The 15661-nt window shown below is 72.7% G+C and carries 16 protein-coding genes and 1 tRNA gene; 9 read left to right on the plus strand and 8 right to left on the minus strand.

Translation table 11 applies throughout. The features are described 5' to 3' along the window. Positions 1-34 precede the first annotated feature (34 nt). Complete coding sequence (locus tag KZQ38_RS31320) at positions 35-1225, minus strand: APC family permease (RefSeq protein ID WP_219447294.1); 1191 nt, start codon at positions 1223-1225, stop codon at positions 35-37. 197 nt (positions 1226-1422) lie between these two features. On the opposite strand from KZQ38_RS31320, the gene KZQ38_RS31325 reads away from it, so the two are divergent. Beyond that, on the plus strand, positions 1423-2919 hold the full coding sequence (locus KZQ38_RS31325; protein WP_219447296.1) for a leucyl aminopeptidase: 1497 nt from the start codon (positions 1423-1425) through the stop codon (positions 2917-2919). 469 nt (positions 2920-3388) lie between these two features. Here the strand turns inward: KZQ38_RS31325 and KZQ38_RS31330 are convergent, their stop codons facing one another. Further along, the gene (locus tag KZQ38_RS31330; RefSeq protein WP_219447298.1) at positions 3389-3997 is read right to left on the minus strand and encodes an NAD(P)-dependent oxidoreductase; all 609 of its coding nucleotides are present in this window, start codon (positions 3995-3997) and stop codon (positions 3389-3391) included. Between the two features lie 60 nt (positions 3998-4057). Beyond that, complete coding sequence (locus tag KZQ38_RS31335; RefSeq protein WP_219447300.1) at positions 4058-4378, minus strand: oxidoreductase; 321 nt, start codon at positions 4376-4378, stop codon at positions 4058-4060. A 175-nt stretch (positions 4379-4553) separates the two neighbouring features. On the opposite strand from KZQ38_RS31335, the gene lpdA reads away from it, so the two are divergent. The 6 genes from lpdA (at position 4554) to KZQ38_RS31365 (ending at position 10998) form a co-directional block, all read left to right on the plus strand. Beyond that, positions 4554-5924 (plus strand): dihydrolipoyl dehydrogenase, encoded by a 1371-nt coding sequence (gene lpdA / locus KZQ38_RS31340; RefSeq protein ID WP_219447302.1) that lies wholly within the window; start codon positions 4554-4556, stop codon positions 5922-5924. Between the two features lie 53 nt (positions 5925-5977). Next, on the plus strand, positions 5978-7711 hold the full coding sequence (gene sucB / locus KZQ38_RS31345) for a 2-oxoglutarate dehydrogenase, E2 component, dihydrolipoamide succinyltransferase (RefSeq protein WP_219447304.1): 1734 nt from the start codon (positions 5978-5980) through the stop codon (positions 7709-7711). Between the two features lie 105 nt (positions 7712-7816). Beyond that, entirely contained in the window at positions 7817-8701 is an 885-nt protein-coding gene (locus KZQ38_RS31350; RefSeq protein ID WP_219447306.1) for a TIGR01777 family oxidoreductase, read from the plus strand. Continuing rightward, positions 8698-9315, plus strand: a complete 618-nt coding sequence (locus KZQ38_RS31355) for a phosphatase PAP2 family protein (protein ID WP_219447313.1) — start codon at positions 8698-8700, stop codon at positions 9313-9315. The genes KZQ38_RS31350 and KZQ38_RS31355 overlap by 4 nt, the downstream gene beginning before the upstream one ends. Then, positions 9308-10045 (plus strand): lipoyl(octanoyl) transferase LipB, encoded by a 738-nt coding sequence (gene lipB / locus KZQ38_RS31360; protein ID WP_219447315.1) that lies wholly within the window; start codon positions 9308-9310, stop codon positions 10043-10045. The genes KZQ38_RS31355 and lipB overlap by 8 nt, the downstream gene beginning before the upstream one ends. Positions 10046-10104: 59 nt before the next feature. After that, complete coding sequence (locus tag KZQ38_RS31365) at positions 10105-10998, plus strand: class A beta-lactamase-related serine hydrolase (RefSeq protein WP_219447317.1); 894 nt, start codon at positions 10105-10107, stop codon at positions 10996-10998. Positions 10999-11006: 8 nt separating this feature from the next. On the opposite strand, the gene KZQ38_RS31370 is transcribed toward KZQ38_RS31365, so the two are convergent. Continuing rightward, positions 11007-11942, minus strand: a complete 936-nt coding sequence (locus KZQ38_RS31370; RefSeq protein WP_219447507.1) for an LLM class F420-dependent oxidoreductase — start codon at positions 11940-11942, stop codon at positions 11007-11009. 87 nt (positions 11943-12029) lie between these two features. On the opposite strand from KZQ38_RS31370, the gene KZQ38_RS31375 reads away from it, so the two are divergent. Together KZQ38_RS31375 and lipA are read left to right on the plus strand one after the other, a co-directional pair. Further along, complete coding sequence (locus KZQ38_RS31375; RefSeq protein ID WP_219447319.1) at positions 12030-12947, plus strand: oxidoreductase; 918 nt, start codon at positions 12030-12032, stop codon at positions 12945-12947. Between the two features lie 14 nt (positions 12948-12961). Beyond that, complete coding sequence (lipA, locus tag KZQ38_RS31380; RefSeq protein WP_219447321.1) at positions 12962-13963, plus strand: lipoyl synthase; 1002 nt, start codon at positions 12962-12964, stop codon at positions 13961-13963. Positions 13964-14047: 84 nt separating this feature from the next. On the opposite strand, the gene KZQ38_RS31385 is transcribed toward lipA, so the two are convergent. The 4 genes from KZQ38_RS31385 to KZQ38_RS31400 form a co-directional block, all read right to left on the minus strand. Beyond that, a complete protein-coding gene (locus KZQ38_RS31385) occupies positions 14048-14230 on the minus strand; it encodes a hypothetical protein (RefSeq protein WP_219447323.1) in 183 nt (60 codons plus the stop codon). Positions 14231-14379: 149 nt separating this feature from the next. Next, positions 14380-14451 (minus strand) — tRNA-Val (locus KZQ38_RS31390). Between the two features lie 41 nt (positions 14452-14492). Further along, positions 14493-14957 (minus strand): peroxiredoxin, encoded by a 465-nt coding sequence (locus KZQ38_RS31395; protein WP_219447325.1) that lies wholly within the window; start codon positions 14955-14957, stop codon positions 14493-14495. A 79-nt stretch (positions 14958-15036) separates the two neighbouring features. Then, positions 15037-15468: a DUF3052 domain-containing protein gene (locus KZQ38_RS31400; RefSeq protein ID WP_219447327.1), complete on the minus strand. Its 432-nt coding sequence runs from the start codon at positions 15466-15468 to the stop codon at positions 15037-15039. Positions 15469-15661 lie beyond the last annotated feature (193 nt).

Genomic DNA, 15661 nt, shown 5'->3' on the forward strand with positions numbered 1-15661 from the left:
GCCGCCTCGCTCCGCCGACACCGGCGGCGGACCGCTAGCCGATTCGGCGGCGGACCCGGTTGAGGCTCAGCAGGGCGGTGCCGGCGGCGAGGGCCGCGGCGGTCAGCAGCAAGGCGTCCGTGGGCGCGCTCATCGCCAGGAGCACGCACAAACCCAGGCCGAGGCACGCGGTGCGCATCGGCCACGTCCGCTCCTCGTGCAGCAGCACCCGCGCGGACGCGTTCGTGAAGCCGTAGTAGAACGCCGTGCCGCACGCGCCGACCGCCAGCGCCGTGCCGGTCGGCAGCGCCAGGAACACCACCAGCGCGAGCCCGACCGCCACCACGTCCAACGGCCAGTCGGCGCGGACCCGCGGCAGGTCGCCGTGCTCCACCAGCCCGCGCAACGTCCGGCGGGCGGAGGCGAGGACGAACACCAGCGCCGACCCCGCCGCGACCAGCACGCCCACCGCCAGCACCGGCACGAGCGAGCGCCCGTCGGCGGCGGCCAGCGCGTCGCGCAGCGGTGCGGGTGACAGGGCGAGCCGCGCGGGCCCGAGCTGGCGCAGCACCGCCCAGCCGACCGCCAGCGCCACCACCAGCACCACCCCGACCAGCACCGGCACGGCGGCCCGCAACGCACGCGCCGGGAACACCGGGTCACCGCGCTCCGGGGCGGTCACCCGCTCGAACCCGGTGAACACCGCGAACAGCAGGCCGGCCGCGCCCATGACGCCGTCGAACCCGACCTCGCCGCCGGGCGGGTTGGCGGGCGGCGCGACGGAGAACGCGACCGCCACCACCACGCCCAGCGCGACGAGCACCACGACCACGGCGGCCAGGCCGATCCACCCGGCGGCGAACCGCCCGAGCCCGCCGACGACGACCAGCAGCACGACACCGGCCACGACCCGGTCGGCGGGGAACGCGTACGCGCCGAACGCGCCCGCGAGCGCGGCGGCCAGCCCGGCGCGGCCGACGAGGTGCGCGCTCGCGCCGATCCGCGCGGGCCACGGCCCGAGCTGGTGGCGGATGTAGGAGTAGCCGCCGGCCGCGTCCGGGTAAGCCCGGTGCTGGTCGGCGGTCGAGTACGCGCAGCAGAGCGCGGCAACGGCCGCGAGGGCGAGCGCGGGGAGGAACCAGGGGCCCGCGAGGGCGGCGGCCGGGCCGAATCCCACCAGGACGCCGGCACCGAGGGTCGCGCCGAGGGCGAGCACCACGGCCCCGGCACGGGGCGTGACTGTCACCGGTACACAATCGCATGTGGACCGGGTGCGGACCGACAACCGCACGACTGACCCGCGCCCTTGTTAATTGTTACTCCCCGCTGTCGAAGGGACCGACGGCGAACGGTCCTACGAGACCTTTAGCATTCGTCACGATCCACCCACGTTCCCGCCGCACGACCAGGAAGTGCCGGGAGGACCACCGTCAAGGAGCCGACGTGACCGCGCCCAAGCTGGCCATCACCGACAGTGAGCTGAGCACCACCGCCGCCGACGCAGTGGTGGTCGGCACCATCCAGGGCCCGGACGGCCTCGTCCTCGCCGGCGGGGCCGAAGCGGTCGACGCCGCGTTCGACGGCGGACTGCTGGACGTCCTGGGCACGCTGGGCGCCACCGGCAAGGCCGACGAGGTCGTCACGCTGCCGACCTTCGGCAAGCTCGCCGCACCCCTCGTGGTCGCGGTGGGCCTGGGCAAGCCGACCGCCGAGGGCGTCGGCGAGGAGCAGGTGCGCCGCGCCTCCGGCGCCGCCGCCCGCGCGCTGACCGGGAAGAAGCGCGCCGTGACCACCCTGTCCGCGCTCCACCTCGGCCCGGCCGCCGAGGGGACGCTGCTCGGGGCGTACCAGTTCACCGCCTACAAGACCGCCGCCGGCGACGCGCCCGTCGCCCGCGTCGACCTGGTCGCGCCCGCCGAGGGCACGACCAAGGCGCACCGCGCGACCGTGAAGGCGTCGACCGCCATCGCGGAGGCCGTGGCCGACACCCGCGACCTGATCAACACCCCGCCGAACGACCTGTACCCGGGCTCGTTCGCGGACCGCGTCACCGCGCTGGCCAAGGGCCTGGCCGGCGTCGAGGTGGAGGTGCTGGACGAGAAGGCGCTGCGCAAGCAGGGCTTCGGCGGCATCCTCGGCGTCGGCGGCGGCTCGTCGCGCCCGCCGCGCCTGGTCCGCGTCACCTACCGCGGCCCGAAGGCGGGCAAGAAGGTCGCGCTGGTCGGCAAGGGCATCACGTTCGACACCGGCGGCATCTCCATCAAGCCCGCCGCCGGCATGGACGAGATGACCTCGGACATGAGCGGCGCGGCTGCGGTGGTCGCCACGGCGCTGCTCGCGGCGAAGCTGAAGTTCCCGCTGGAGGTCACCGCGTGGGCCCCGCTGGCGGAGAACATGCCGTCCGGCACGGCGTACCGGCCGGGTGACGTGCTGACCATGTACGGCGGCAAGACCGTCGAGGTGCTCAACACCGACGCCGAGGGCAGGCTGGTGCTGTCCGACGCGATCGCGCGTGCGTGCGAGGACGGCCCGGACTACCTGGTCGAGACCTCCACCCTGACCGGCGCGGCGGTCGTGTCGCTGGGCAAGCGCACGGCGGGCGTGATGGGTTCGGACGAGTTCCGCGACCGCGTCGCCGCGCTCGGCCGCGCGGTCGGCGAGCAGGCGTGGGCCATGCCGCTGCCGGAGGAACTGCGGGCCGACCTCGACTCGCGGGTGGCGGACATCGCGAACGTGGCCGGGCACCGGTTCGGCGGGATGCTCGCGGCGGGCCTGTTCCTGCGTGAGTTCGTGGCCGAGGGCGTGCCGTGGGCGCACGTCGACATCGCGGGCCCGGCGTTCCACAGCGGTGGCGCGTACGGCTACACGACCCGCGGTGGCACCGGTGTGCCGGTGCGGACGCTGGCGGCGCTGCTGGCCGACATCGCGGCCAACGGCTGAGCGAACCCGACCGGAACGCCCCGCCCGGAGGTCGGGCGGGGCGTTCCGCGTGTTGCGGCCAGGGCCTGCCCTGGAACTTTCAGGCAGGCTTCCTGAAAGTTTCGCGGGGCAACAGCCCCCAGGACCACCCCGGCCGGCGCGCGAGCGCGGTGATCGGGGCAGGGCGCTAACTTTCAGGCAGGCTCCCTGAAAGTTTCGCGAGGCAACAGCCCAGGACCACCCCGGCCGGCGCGGGAGGGCGGTGGTCGGGGCAGGCGCTAATTATCAGGCAGGCTCCCTGAAAATTACGCGAGGCGACAGCCCCCAGGACCACTCCAGCCGGCGCGCGAGGGCGGTGATCGGGGCAGGGCGCTAACTATCAGGCAGGCTCCCTGAAAGTTTCGTGCCACTGCTCGTCGGTCAACCCATGCCCGCACACCACGCACCCAAGATCACAGCGGATCAACCGCAGCAGCTCCGAGGGCAGGCCCTAGTAGCCGACGGCGACGGCGTGACCGGTGGTCGCCGGGTCGTCCAGGCAGCCGACGACCAGGTCCGCCAGGTCGCCCCGCGAGATGGTGGTCCCCCGCCGCAGGTTGGTGTCGACGGCCGTGCGGTACTTCCCGGTGCGCGGTCCGTCGGTGAGGCGGGGCGGCCGGACGATCGTCCACTCCAGACCGCTGGCCCGCACCACGCGCTCCATGTCCGCCATGTCGGCCCACGGGTGCTTGAACACACGCCGCAGGATCGGCTTCACCACGTAGCGGCTCAGGGCGTCGTCGTGCTCGTCCACGACCATGCCGCTGTTGCTCACCACGACCAGCCGCCGCACGCCGTGCGCCTTCATCGCCTCGACGATGCTCGCCGTGGTGTCGGTCTGCACCGTGGTGGGACCACGCCCCCTGGCGCCGATGGCCGTCACGACGGCGTCGGAGCCCGCGATCACCGGCCCGATCGAGTCCGGGTCCAGCACATCGGCGACCACGTCGCGCCCGTTGGCCGTGCGCACGACGGCGACGACGTCGTGCCCCGCCGCCTGTGCCCGCGCGACGACCCGCGTGCCGGTCCCCCCGGTCGCGCCGAAGACGGTCACCTTCATGCATCCCTCTTCCACCCGGCGACGGCACCGGCCGCACGAGGCGTTCCGACCGTCGGGTCGTCAGCCCTGCTGGTTCTTGCGGCGCGAGAACTCGCGCATCCGCTTCGGGTAACCGACGATGCCCGCGTCGTAGATCGGGATGCCCAGCTTCTTCGCCAGCTTCTTCGCGCCCTCGACGCCGTCGATCCGCCGCCGGGTCCACTCGCCGTCGTGGGCGACCAGCACCACCGTGGTTTCCGTCACGGTCGTCTTGGGCTCCACGTACGCCTCGACCCCGCGACGTGCGGCGGCCCACTGCTCCAGGTGGCCGGTGTCCGTGGACGTGGCCGCGCGCAACACGCCTGGGCGTTGCTTCCTGCGAAAACGGTCGAACAGGCCCACCGGGCCACCTCCTGTTGCGACGCGAGACGACCATGGTGCCGGCGCGCGTGTGAAGGCGTGGCCAAATCCTCCCAAGAGGACACCGCGTCGCCGTCTCCCGCGAAGTAGTGACAAGATGGCAATCACCCGCGCGCACCCGCGCGAAGTAAGGCAACAAGCTCTCCAGGGAGATCCCGTGACCGACACCTCCGCCGACCTTGTGATCCTCGGTGGCGGCTCGGGCGGCTACGCCTGCGCGTTCCGCGCGGCGGAGCTCGGCCTGTCCGTCGTCCTGGTCGAGAAGGACAAGCTGGGGGGCACCTGCCTGCACCGCGGCTGCATCCCGACCAAGGCGCTGCTGCACGCGGCGGAGGTCGCGGACACCGCCCGCGAGGGCGACCAGTTCGGTGTGAAGTCCTCGCTCGAGGGCATCGACATCGCCGGTGTGAACTCGTACAAGGACGGCGTGATCAGCCGCCTCTACAAGGGCCTCCAGGGCCTGGCGAAGGCCAACAAGGTCACGCTGGTCGAGGGCGCGGGCACGTTCGTCGGCGGCACCACCGTCGAGGTGAACGGCGACCGGTACACCGGCAAGAACGTCGTGCTGGCCACCGGTTCCTACGCGCGCAGCCTGCCCGGCCTGGAGATCGGCGGCCGGGTCATCACCAGCGACCAGGCGCTGAACCTGGACTTCGTGCCGGAGAAGGTCGTCGTGCTGGGCGGCGGCGTGATCGGCGTGGAGTTCGCCAGCGTGTGGGCCTCGTTCGGCGCGGACGTGACCATCGTGGAGGCGCTGCCCCGCCTGGTGCCCGCCGAGGACGAGTACGCGTCCAAGCAGCTGGAGCGCGCGTTCCGCCGGCGCGGCATCAAGTTCAAGACCGGCGTGAAGTTCACCGGCGCGACGCAGACCGACTCGGGCGTCTCCGTGACGCTGGAGTCCGGCGACGTGCTGGACGCCGACCTGCTCCTGGTCGCCGTCGGTCGCGGCCCGAACACCGCGGGCCACGGCTACGAGGAGGCGGGCGTCAAGATCGAGCGCGGTTTCGTCGTCACCGACGAGCGGCTGCGCACCAGCCTCCCGAACGTGTACGCCGTCGGCGACATCGTGCCCGGCCTCCAGCTCGCGCACCGCGGGTTCCAGCAGGGCATCTTCGTGGCGGAGGAGATCGCCGGGCAGCAGCCGAAGGTCATCGACGAGGCGGGCATCCCGCGCGTCACCTACTGCAAGCCGGAGGTCGCGTCGGTCGGTCTGTCCGAGGCCGCGGCCAAGGAGAAGTACGGCTCCGCGGAGACGTTCGTCTACGACCTGGCGGGCAACGGCAAGTCCCAGATCCTGAAGACCGCGGGCGGCGTCAAGCTGGTCAAGGCGCCGGACGGCCCGGTGGTCGGTGTCACCATGGTCGGCGAGCGGGTCGGCGAGCTGATCGGTGAGGCCCAGCTGGTCTACAACTGGGAGGCTTACCCCGAGGACGTGGCTCCGCTGATCCACGCCCACCCGACCCAGACAGAAGCCCTCGGCGAGGCGTTCCTCGCCCTGGCCGGCAAGCCGCTGCACGTGCACGGCTGACCGTCGACACCCCAGTCAGCCGATATCCGACACGCACGAGGAGTCAGCGAACGATGGCCTTCTCCGTCCAAATGCCCGCACTCGGCGAGAGCGTCACCGAGGGCACGGTCACCCGCTGGTTGAAGCAGGAGGGTGACCGCGTCGAGGTCGACGAGCCGTTGCTGGAGGTCTCGACCGACAAGGTCGACACCGAGATCCCGTCGCCCGCGGCGGGTGTCCTCCAGAAGATCGTCGCCCAGGAGGACGAGACCGTCGAGGTCGGCGCGGAACTCGCCGTCATCGGCGACGGCGACGGCGGCGAGACCGCGCCCACGACCGCGCCGGCGGAGGAGGCCGCGCCCGAACCGCAGTCGGCCCCCGAGCCGCAGTCCGCGCCGGAGCCCCCCGCCGCGGAGCAGCCCGCGCCGTCCGGCGGCGGTGCCGCCGAGGGCACCCCGGTGACCATGCCGGCGCTCGGCGAGAGCGTCACCGAGGGCACCGTGACCCGCTGGCTCAAGCAGGTCGGCGAGCAGGTCGAGGTCGACGAGCCGCTGCTGGAAGTCTCGACCGACAAGGTCGACACCGAGATCCCGTCCCCGGTGGCGGGCACCCTGCTGGAGATCAGCGCGGAGGAGGACGCCACGGTCGAGGTCGGCGGACAGCTCGCCGTCATCGGCTCCGGCTCCCCCGCGCCCGCCAAGCAGGAGGCGCCCAAGCCCGCGCCCGCTCCGGAAGCGCCGAAGCCGGCACCGGCCCAGGAGGCGCCCAAGCCCGCACCGGCTCCCGAGGCGCCCAAGCCCGCCGCGCAGCCCGCACCGGCCGCGCAGCCCGCGCCTTCTGCGTCGTCTGCGTCGTCTTCGGACGACTCCAACGGCGCGCCCTACGTGACCCCGCTGGTCCGCAAGCTGGCCTCGGAGCACGGCGTCGACCTGTCGACGCTGAAGGGCACCGGCGTCGGCGGCCGGATCCGCAAGCAGGACGTGCTGGCCGCCGTCGAGGCGGCGAAGGCGCCCGCGCCCGCCGCACCCGCGCCGTCGGCGCCCGCCCAGCGGGTCGCGAGCACGCCCGCCCCGGACGCCGGCGGCAAGCGCGGCACCGTGCAGAAGCTGCCCCGCCTGCGGCAGATCGTGGCGCAGCGGACCCGTGAATCGCTCCAGGTCTCGGCGCAGTTGACCCAGGTGTTCGAGGTGGACGTCACCAAGATCGCCCGGCTGCGCAACCGGGCGAAGGCGGCGTTCGAGCAGCGCGAGGGCACCAAGCTCACGTTCCTGCCGTTCTTCGCCAAGGCGGCGGTGGAGGCGCTCAAGCAGCACCCGGTGCTGAACGCGTCCATCGACGAGGAGAAGAAGGAGATCGCCTACCACGGCGCCGAGCACCTGGGCGTGGCGATCGACACCGAGCGCGGCCTGCTCAACGCCGTGATCTCCAACGCGGGCGACCTCAACCTGGCCGGTCTCGCGCACAAGATCAACGACCTGGCGACGCGCGCGCGGGCGAACAAGCTGACGCCGGACGAGCTGACCGGCGGCACCTTCTCGCTGACCAACCTGGGCAGCAACGGCGCGTTGTTCGACACCCCGATCATCCAGCAGCCGCAGGTCGGCATCCTGGGCGTCGGCGTGGTCCGCAAGCGCGCCGTGGTGATCACCGACGAGAACGGCGACGACACCATCGCGATCCGCTCGATGGCCTACCTGGCCCTCACCTACGACCACCGCCTGGTGGACGGCGCGGACGCGGGCCGGTTCCTCACCACCGTCAAGAACCGCCTGGAGGAGGGTTCGTTCGAGGCCGACCTCGGCCTCTGAGCGCACACCGCACCACGCGAAGCCGCCCCGGACCAGCTCCGGGGCGGCTTCGGCCATTGCGGGGGTTGTTGTGCATCGGCGGGGTCGCTGCGAGACGATCAACCCATGCGGGTAGTGGTGGCGGGTTCGTCGGGCTTCATCGGCACGGCACTGGTGGCCGCGCTGCGCGGGGCGGAGCACGAGGTGGTGCGCCTGGTCCGCCGCCGGCCGGCCGCACCGGACGAGCGGGGCTGGGACCCGCCCGCCGGGCGGATCGACGCCGGCGCGCTGGACGGCGCGGACGCCGTGGTGAACCTGTGCGGCGCGGGCGTCGGCGACAAGCGCTGGAACCACGCCCGCAAGCAGGTCCTGCTGGACAGCCGCACCGCGCCGACCGAGGTGCTGGCCGCCGCCGTGGCCGAGCACGGCGTGCCCACGCTGGTCAACGCGAGCGCCATCGGCTACTACGGCGACACCGGTGACGCCGTGGTGGACGAGACCGCGCCGTCCGGCACGGGTTTCCTGGCCGAGCTGTGCCGCCAGTGGGAGGCGGCGACGGAAGCGGCGGCCGAGCAACGCGTGGTGCGGCTGCGCACGGGCCTGGTGATCAGCGGTACGGGTGGGCTGTTCGGCAGGCTGACGCCGTTGTTCCGGTTCTTCCTCGGCGGGCGGCTGGGTGACGGCCGCCAGTACATGCCGTGGATCTCGCTGGACGACGTGATCGGGGCGATCGTGTTCGTGCTGGAGCACGAGGCGATCTCCGGCCCGGTGAACCTGACCGCGCCGAGCCCCGTCACCAACGCCGAGTTCACCCGCACCCTGGCGCACGCGCTGCACCGGCCCGCGCCGTGGGTGGTGCCCGGGTTCGCGTTGCGCGCCGTGCTCGGCGAGATCGCCGGCGAGGGTGTGCTGGCGGGTCAGCGGGCGGTGCCGAAGGTGTTGGAGCGCCACGGTTTCCACTTCCAGCACCCGGCGCTCGGCGCGGCCGTCGCGGTGGCCGTCAACGGATGACCGGTGACCGCGCCGCGAAGGCGTACCTGGGCGGGCTCGGCGTGGTGCTGGTGTTCGCCTCGGTGCTGCTCGGCTTCACCGTCAACCGGCACACGCCGGAGCTGGACGTCGTGCTGCACGGGCACGCGGTCGCGCTGGGTCCCGGTTTCACGCGCGTGGCGGCGGTGGTCAGCTTCGTGCTGAGCCCCGGCATGGCGGTGCTCGCCGTGGTGTCGCTGGGATTGCGGTCGGTGTTGGCACGGGACCCGTTGGTGTTCAAGGTGACCGTGCTGCTGGGTGTCTCGTGGTCCACGATCACCGCCCGGTACGTGTACGACCGGGTGCGGCCGGTGGCGTACGACCTGCCGTCGTACCCGAGCGGGCACGTCACGGCGGTGACCGCGGTGGTGTTCGCGGGCGTGGTGCTGTGCGCCCACCTCGCCCGTGCCCACCTGCGCAGAGCCGTGGTCGTGGCGGTGCTGGCGGTGGCGGCGACGGCGGCCAGCCGGGTGGTGCTGGAGATGCACTGGTTCACCGACACGGTGGGTGCCGTGCTCGCCACCACGGGTGTCGGACTGCTCGCCACCCTGGCCCTGCGACTGCTGCCCGCAGGCGTAGGGTCGAGGCGTGAGTGAACTCTCCTGCCGCACCTCCTCGGACCCGATCGAGGTGCGCGAGCTGGGCACCATCGACTACCTGGCCGCGTGGGACCTGCAACGCGAACTCGCCGAAGCACGCGCGGACGGCGCCATCGGCGACACGATGCTGCTGCTGGAGCACCCCCCGGTGTACACGTGCGGTCGGCGCACCGAACCGGAGGAGCGGCCCGTCGGCGGCGACGTCCCGGTGATCGACGTCGACCGCGGCGGCAAGATCACCTGGCACGGTCCGGGCCAGTTGGTCGGCTACCCGATCGTGGGGCTGGCCGAGCCGCTGGACGTCGTCCAGTACGTCCGCCGCCTGGAGCAGGCGTTGATCCACGTCTGCGACCAGCTCGGCGTGCACACCGGCCGGGTCGAGGGCCGCAGCGGCGTGTGGGTGCCGGCGGACGACCGGGGCGTGGAGCGCAAGGTGGCCGCGATCGGCATCCGCGTGCAGCGCGGCGTGACGATGCACGGCTTCGAGATCAACTGCGACGCCGACCTGGCCGCGTTCGGCGACATCATCCCGTGCGGCATCCGGGACGCGGGTGTCGCGTCGCTGTCCGAGGAGCTGGGCCGGGTCGTGCCGGTGGCCGAGGTGCTGCCGCTGGCCCGGCAGGCGGTCGTCGACGCGCTCAACGGCGACCTGCCGTTGACCGACCGGACGCTCATCCGTCAACAGCCGGTGGCGGCGGGCGTCACGTTCGCGGTCCGCGCCGGCTGACAACCCCGAACCACCCCCTCTAGGTTCCGGAGCACGGACTACCAGAGGGGAGATTCGTCGTGCTCCTGACTCGACGGCACCTGCTCTCCGCCTGTGGTGCGGTGGGTGGCGCCCTGCTGCTGCCCATCCCGACCGCGGCGGCCGATCCACGACCGGGCTCACCGGCCGTCGTGCTGGACGACGGCCGCGGCGGTCGGTTGGCCCACCACGCGCACGAACCCCGGCCGTTGGGTGGCACGGTGCGGCTCCTGCACCTGGCCGCGTACGGCCTGGCCCTGGACCGGGGCTTGGCCGTGCCCGGCGAACCGGTGCGCGTGGGCGACTGGGAGCGTTACCGGTCGCCGTTCGACGACGGTCACGCCGCGGCCCTGCGTGCGCTGGACCTCAAGTCCACCAACGGTTCCACCGCCGACGACCCGAACGCCCGGGTGTCGTTGGCCGACCTGGTCGGCGTCCTGGCGGAGCACGGCGACCACGCCGCCGCCGACTACCTGCGGCACCGCCTGGGCGACGACGTGCTGCGCGCCGCGGCCGGCCGGTCGACCTTCCCCGTGCCGGACCTGCTGGGTGACGCGCTGCACGCCGTCCTCGGCCGACCGGTGACCGCCGAGCAGTACGTGGGCGATCCCCGGCTCCAGCTGGAGGTGATCGGCCGCCGACCGGACGCCCACCCGCCCGCCGGGACGGGCGGCCTCGGCACCGCCGCGGAACTGCACCGGCTGCTGCGGTCGGCGGGTCGCTCGCCGGGGGTGGCCGGGCACCCGGGTCGGGCGCGGGTGCTCGGCGACGCGTGGTCCGGCGGGTTCGCGGTGTGGGTGCGGTGGTCGGACGGCCGGGTCGGCACGGCCGTCGTGCTCACCGGACCGGGTGCGGCGGGCGACCTGGTGGGCGCGGTCCGGTCCGCGTTGCTCGACCCGGCCGCGTTGCACGACCTCCGGGCCTCGCTCGGCTGAGCGCGCCGTCAGCCCCGCAGTTGGGGCGCGACCTCGGCCGCCACCAGCTCCAGGTGGTCGAGGTCGGACAGGTCGAGCACCTGGAGGTAGACGCGGCTGATGCCGGTCTTCGCGTGCCACTCCCCCAGCCGCGCCACGACCTCGGCGGGCGTGCCCGCGAGACCGTTCTGCTTCAGCTCGTCCACCTCGCGCCCGATGGCGGCGGCGCGGCGGGCGACCTCCGCGTCGTCGCGGCCGACGCAGAGCACGAGCCCGACGGACCGGGTCATGGTGGCCGGGTCGCGGCCGATGTCGCGGCACGCGGCGTCGACGCGCGCGAACTGCGCGGTGGCGAAGTCGACGTCCACGAACGGCAGGTTGAACTCGCTCGCGTACCGGGCGGCCAGCGCCGGGGTGCGCTTCGCGCCCATGCCGCCGATCACGACGGGCACCGGGCTCTGGGTCGGCTTGGGCAGGGCGGGCGAGTCGGTGAGCCGGTAGTGCTCGCCGTCGAACGAGAACGTCTCGCCGACCGGCGTCGACCACAGGCCGGTGATGATCGCCAGCTGCTCCTCGAACAGCTCGAAGCGCTCGCCCAGCGCCGGGAAGCGCAGGCCGTAGGCGGCGTGCTCCTCGGCGAACCACCCGGACCCGAGCCCGAACTCGACCCGGCCGCCGGACATCTGGTCGACCTGCGCGACGGAGATCGCGAGCGGACCGGGGTGGCGGAAGGTGGCCGCGGTGACCAGCGTGCCGAGGCGGATGTCCTTCGTCTCGCGGGCCAGGCCGGCCAGCGTGATCCACGCGTCGGTGGGTCCGGGCAGGCCGTCCGCGGAGCCCATCTTCAGGTAGTGGTCGGACCGGAAGAACGCGCCGTAGCCCGCGTCCTCGGCGGCACGGGCGACTCGCAGCAGGTCGTCGTAGGAAGCCCCCTGCTGGGGCTCGGTGAAGATGCGCAGCTCCAGTTCCACGTGCCCCAAGCTAACCGCCGCCCCGGGCCGCCCTCACCGCGGGCTCGCCAGGAGCACCGGACCGCGGGTTTAGTGGTGACCATGAAGTGGACCGAGCGCGACATCCCCGACCAGACCGGCCGCACCGCACTGGTGACCGGCGCGAACTCCGGGCTGGGCCTGCGCACCGCCGAGGTCCTGGCCGCCAGGGGCGCGCGCGTGCTGCTCGCCTGCCGCTCCCCCGAGCGCGGGCGTGCCGCGCTGGACCGCGTGCGCACGGCGGGCGCGGCCGACCTCGTCCCGCTGGACCTGGCCGACCTCAAGTCGGTGGCCGACGCCGTGGCGGAGGTCCGCGACCGCGTCGACCGGCTCGACGTGCTGGTGAACAACGCCGGGGTGATGGCGGTGCCGCCGGGGCGCACCGCCGACGGCTTCGAGCGCCAGTTCGGCACCAACCACCTGGGGCACGCCGCGTTGACGTGGCAGCTGATGCCGCTGCTGCGGACCACGCCCGGCGCGCGCGTGGTGACCGTGTCCAGCCTCGCGCACCGGTCGGGCGCGATCGACTTCGCGGACCCGAACTTCGAGGCGCGGCGGTACTCGGCGTGGGGCGCGTACAGCCAGTCCAAGCTGGCGAACCTGCTGTTCGCCGGTGAGCTGGACCGGCGGTGCCGCGCCGCGGGCCTGGACGTGACGTCCGTCGCGGCGCACCCCGGTCTCACCTCCACCGAGCTGAGCGCGACCATGGCCCGCGAGCAGCGCAACCCCCTGCTGGCGATCGGCGCGAAGATCACCGACGTGTTCTCCCAGGGCGTGGCCCGGGGCGCGTTGCCGCAGCTCTACGCGGCGACCGCGGCGGAGGTCGAGGGCGGCGGCTACTACGGCCCGGACGGGTTCCGGGGCCTGGCCGGGCACCCCGCGCCGGCGACCTCCGCGCCCGCCGCGCGGGACGAGCGGGCGGCGGCCCGGCTGTGGGCCCTGACGGCCGAGCTGACGGGCGTCGCGCCCGACCCCTCGTGACGTAGGGTTGGGACGTGACCGTCGTACCTGAGGGTCGGAAGCTGCTGCGACTGGAAGTCCGCAACAGTCAAACGCCCATCGAGAAGAAGCCCTCGTGGATCAAGACCAAGGCGAAGATGGGTCCCGAGTACCGGGAGCTGAAGGGCCTGGTCAAACGCGAGGGCCTGCACACGGTGTGCGAAGAGGCCGGATGTCCCAACATCTACGAGTGCTGGGAGGACCGGGAGGCCACCTTCCTGATCGGTGGCGAGCAGTGCACCCGGCGCTGCGACTTCTGCCAGATCGACACGGGCAAGCCCGCCGACCTGGACCGCGATGAACCGCGGCGGGTCGCCGAGTCCGTCCAGGCGATGGGCCTGCGCTACTCCACCGTCACCGGTGTCGCGCGGGACGACCTCGCCGACGGCGGCGCGTGGCTGTACGCGGAGACCGTCCGCCAGATCCACGCCATGAACCCGGGCACGGGCGTCGAGCTGCTGATCCCCGACTTCAACGCGGTCCCGGAGCAGCTGGCCGAGGTGTTCGCGTCCCGGCCCGAGGTGCTCGCGCACAACGTGGAGACCGTGCCGCGGATCTTCAAGCGCATCCGCCCGGCGTTCCGCTACGAGCGGTCGCTGGAGGTGATCACCCGCGCCCGCGAGGCCGGCCTGGTCACCAAGTCGAACCTGATCCTCGGCATGGGCGAGACCCCGGACGAGGTCACGACGGCGCTGCGCGACCTGCACGCCGCGGGCTGCGAGATCATCACCATCACGCAGTACCTGCGGCCCTCGCCCCGGCACCACCCGGTCGAGCGCTGGGTGAAGCCGGAGGAGTTCGTGACGCACAAGGAGACCGCCGAGTCGATCGGCTTCTCCGGCGTCATGGCGGGTCCGCTGGTGCGCTCCTCCTACCGGGCGGGCCGCCTGTACGCGCAGGCCGTCCAGAAGCGCGGCGACGTGCTGCCCGACCACCTGCACCACCTGCTGACCGCGGGCGGCGCGGCGCAGGAGATCACGTCGCTGCTGTCCCGCTAGCGCGTTGCGCGTCCCGGGCACCCGACCCGGGTGCCCGGGACGCGAAAAACCGCACGGGAATGCGTGGCGGAATGCAGGCGGGAATCAACCGCGGTGGACGCCCGGTCGGCCCGGCGCGCGGGCGGCCGGTTCGAAGTTGGTCAACCGCAGGCACACGTCGGGCACGCCCCACAGTTCCAGCAGGCTGGACACGGCCAGGCAGATGCCCTCGTAGCTCTCGCTCGGCAGGTCGGCGGGGAGCCGCACACGTAGCTCCGGGTTGCGCATGGGTCCAAGCGTCCCGACGGGCAGACGGTCGCGCAATGCCCTGATCGGGGTTCCCCGAATGATTGATCAGACCGAATGGGAATCGCCCCGGGAGGTCAGCCGGGGCCATTTCGATCATTTTCCGGGTAAAACTGTGAAAAAGACCACAGTGGGCGCGACAGGATTCGAACCTGCGACCGCTCGGGTGTAAACCGAGTGCTCTTCCGCTGAGCTACACGCCCCGGGGGCGCCGACCCGGGCGGGTGCGGCGCCGAAAACGCTATCAGGACTTCAACGCGGCCACGGCCTTCTTCCACGCGTCCTGGTCGCGCGGCTCGCCCGGCCCGTTCACCTCGGCGTACTTCACGACACCGGCGGTGTCGATCAGGAACGTGCCGCGGTTCGCGAGGCCCGCGGCCTCGTTGAACACGCCGTACCGCTCGGCCACCGCGCCGTGCGGCCAGAAGTCCGAGAGCAGCGGGAACTGGTAGCCCTGCTGCTCGGCCCACGCCTTCAGGCTGAACGGCGTGTCCACGGACACCCCGATCACCTGGACGTTCTCGTCCTCGTACGCCGCCAGCTCGTCCCGCACCTGGCACAGCTCGCCGGTGCAGATCCCGCTGAACGCGAACGGGTAGAACACCAGCAGCACGTTGCGCTCACCGCGGAACGACGACAGCGCCACCGGCTGCTTGTTGTAGTCGTTGAGCGTGAAGTCCGGAGCCTCCGTACCGACCTCGACCGCCATGCCTCGCCCTTCCGCTCGCCAGCCCGAGAAGACGGGCCCCACGTGCGTGGAGCCCGCCGTCGAGCCTAGCGGGCCGGCGTCAGCGCTTGGACTTGGCCGACTTCGGCGACACCAGCCGGGTGGCCGTCCAGTCACCGCCGGCGTTGATGTTGGAGGTCTGGGCCAACCCCGCGGTGGACACGGCCTCCGCGATGTCGCTGGGCTCCACGTGGCCGTCCCGGCCCGTCTTCGGCGTCAGGACCCAGATCACGCCCTCGTCGGCCAGCGGGGTGGTGACGTCCACCAAAGCGTCGACCAGGTCGCCGTCCTCCTCGCGCCACCACAGCAGCACCACGTCCACGACCTCGTCGGCGTCCTCGTCGAGCAGATCGCTACCGATGCGCTCTTCGATCGCGGCGCGGAGGTCGTCGTCGACGTCCTCGTCCCAGCCGATCTCCTGGACCACGCTGCCCGGTTCGATCCCGAGCCTGTCGGCGACACCGATCTTGCCGGCGTCTTCCGCGGCGACCACGGCTTCCACTCCTCCAAGTACACAAGAGCGGCAGCCGGGTTCGACTGCCGCGCGTTGTCACTACCAGTCGCGGTTAGCGAACACTGTCGGACCTGCTAAGCGCAACCGTAAGCGGGGAGACACGCCGCATCGGGTACCCCGGGATGCGCTCCGCCGACCGCATGAGGCACGCTCTACATACCTCCTATTCGCG

Source organism: Saccharothrix obliqua, assembly GCF_019375475.1.
Lineage (GTDB): Bacteria > Actinomycetota > Actinomycetes > Mycobacteriales > Pseudonocardiaceae > Actinosynnema > Actinosynnema obliqua.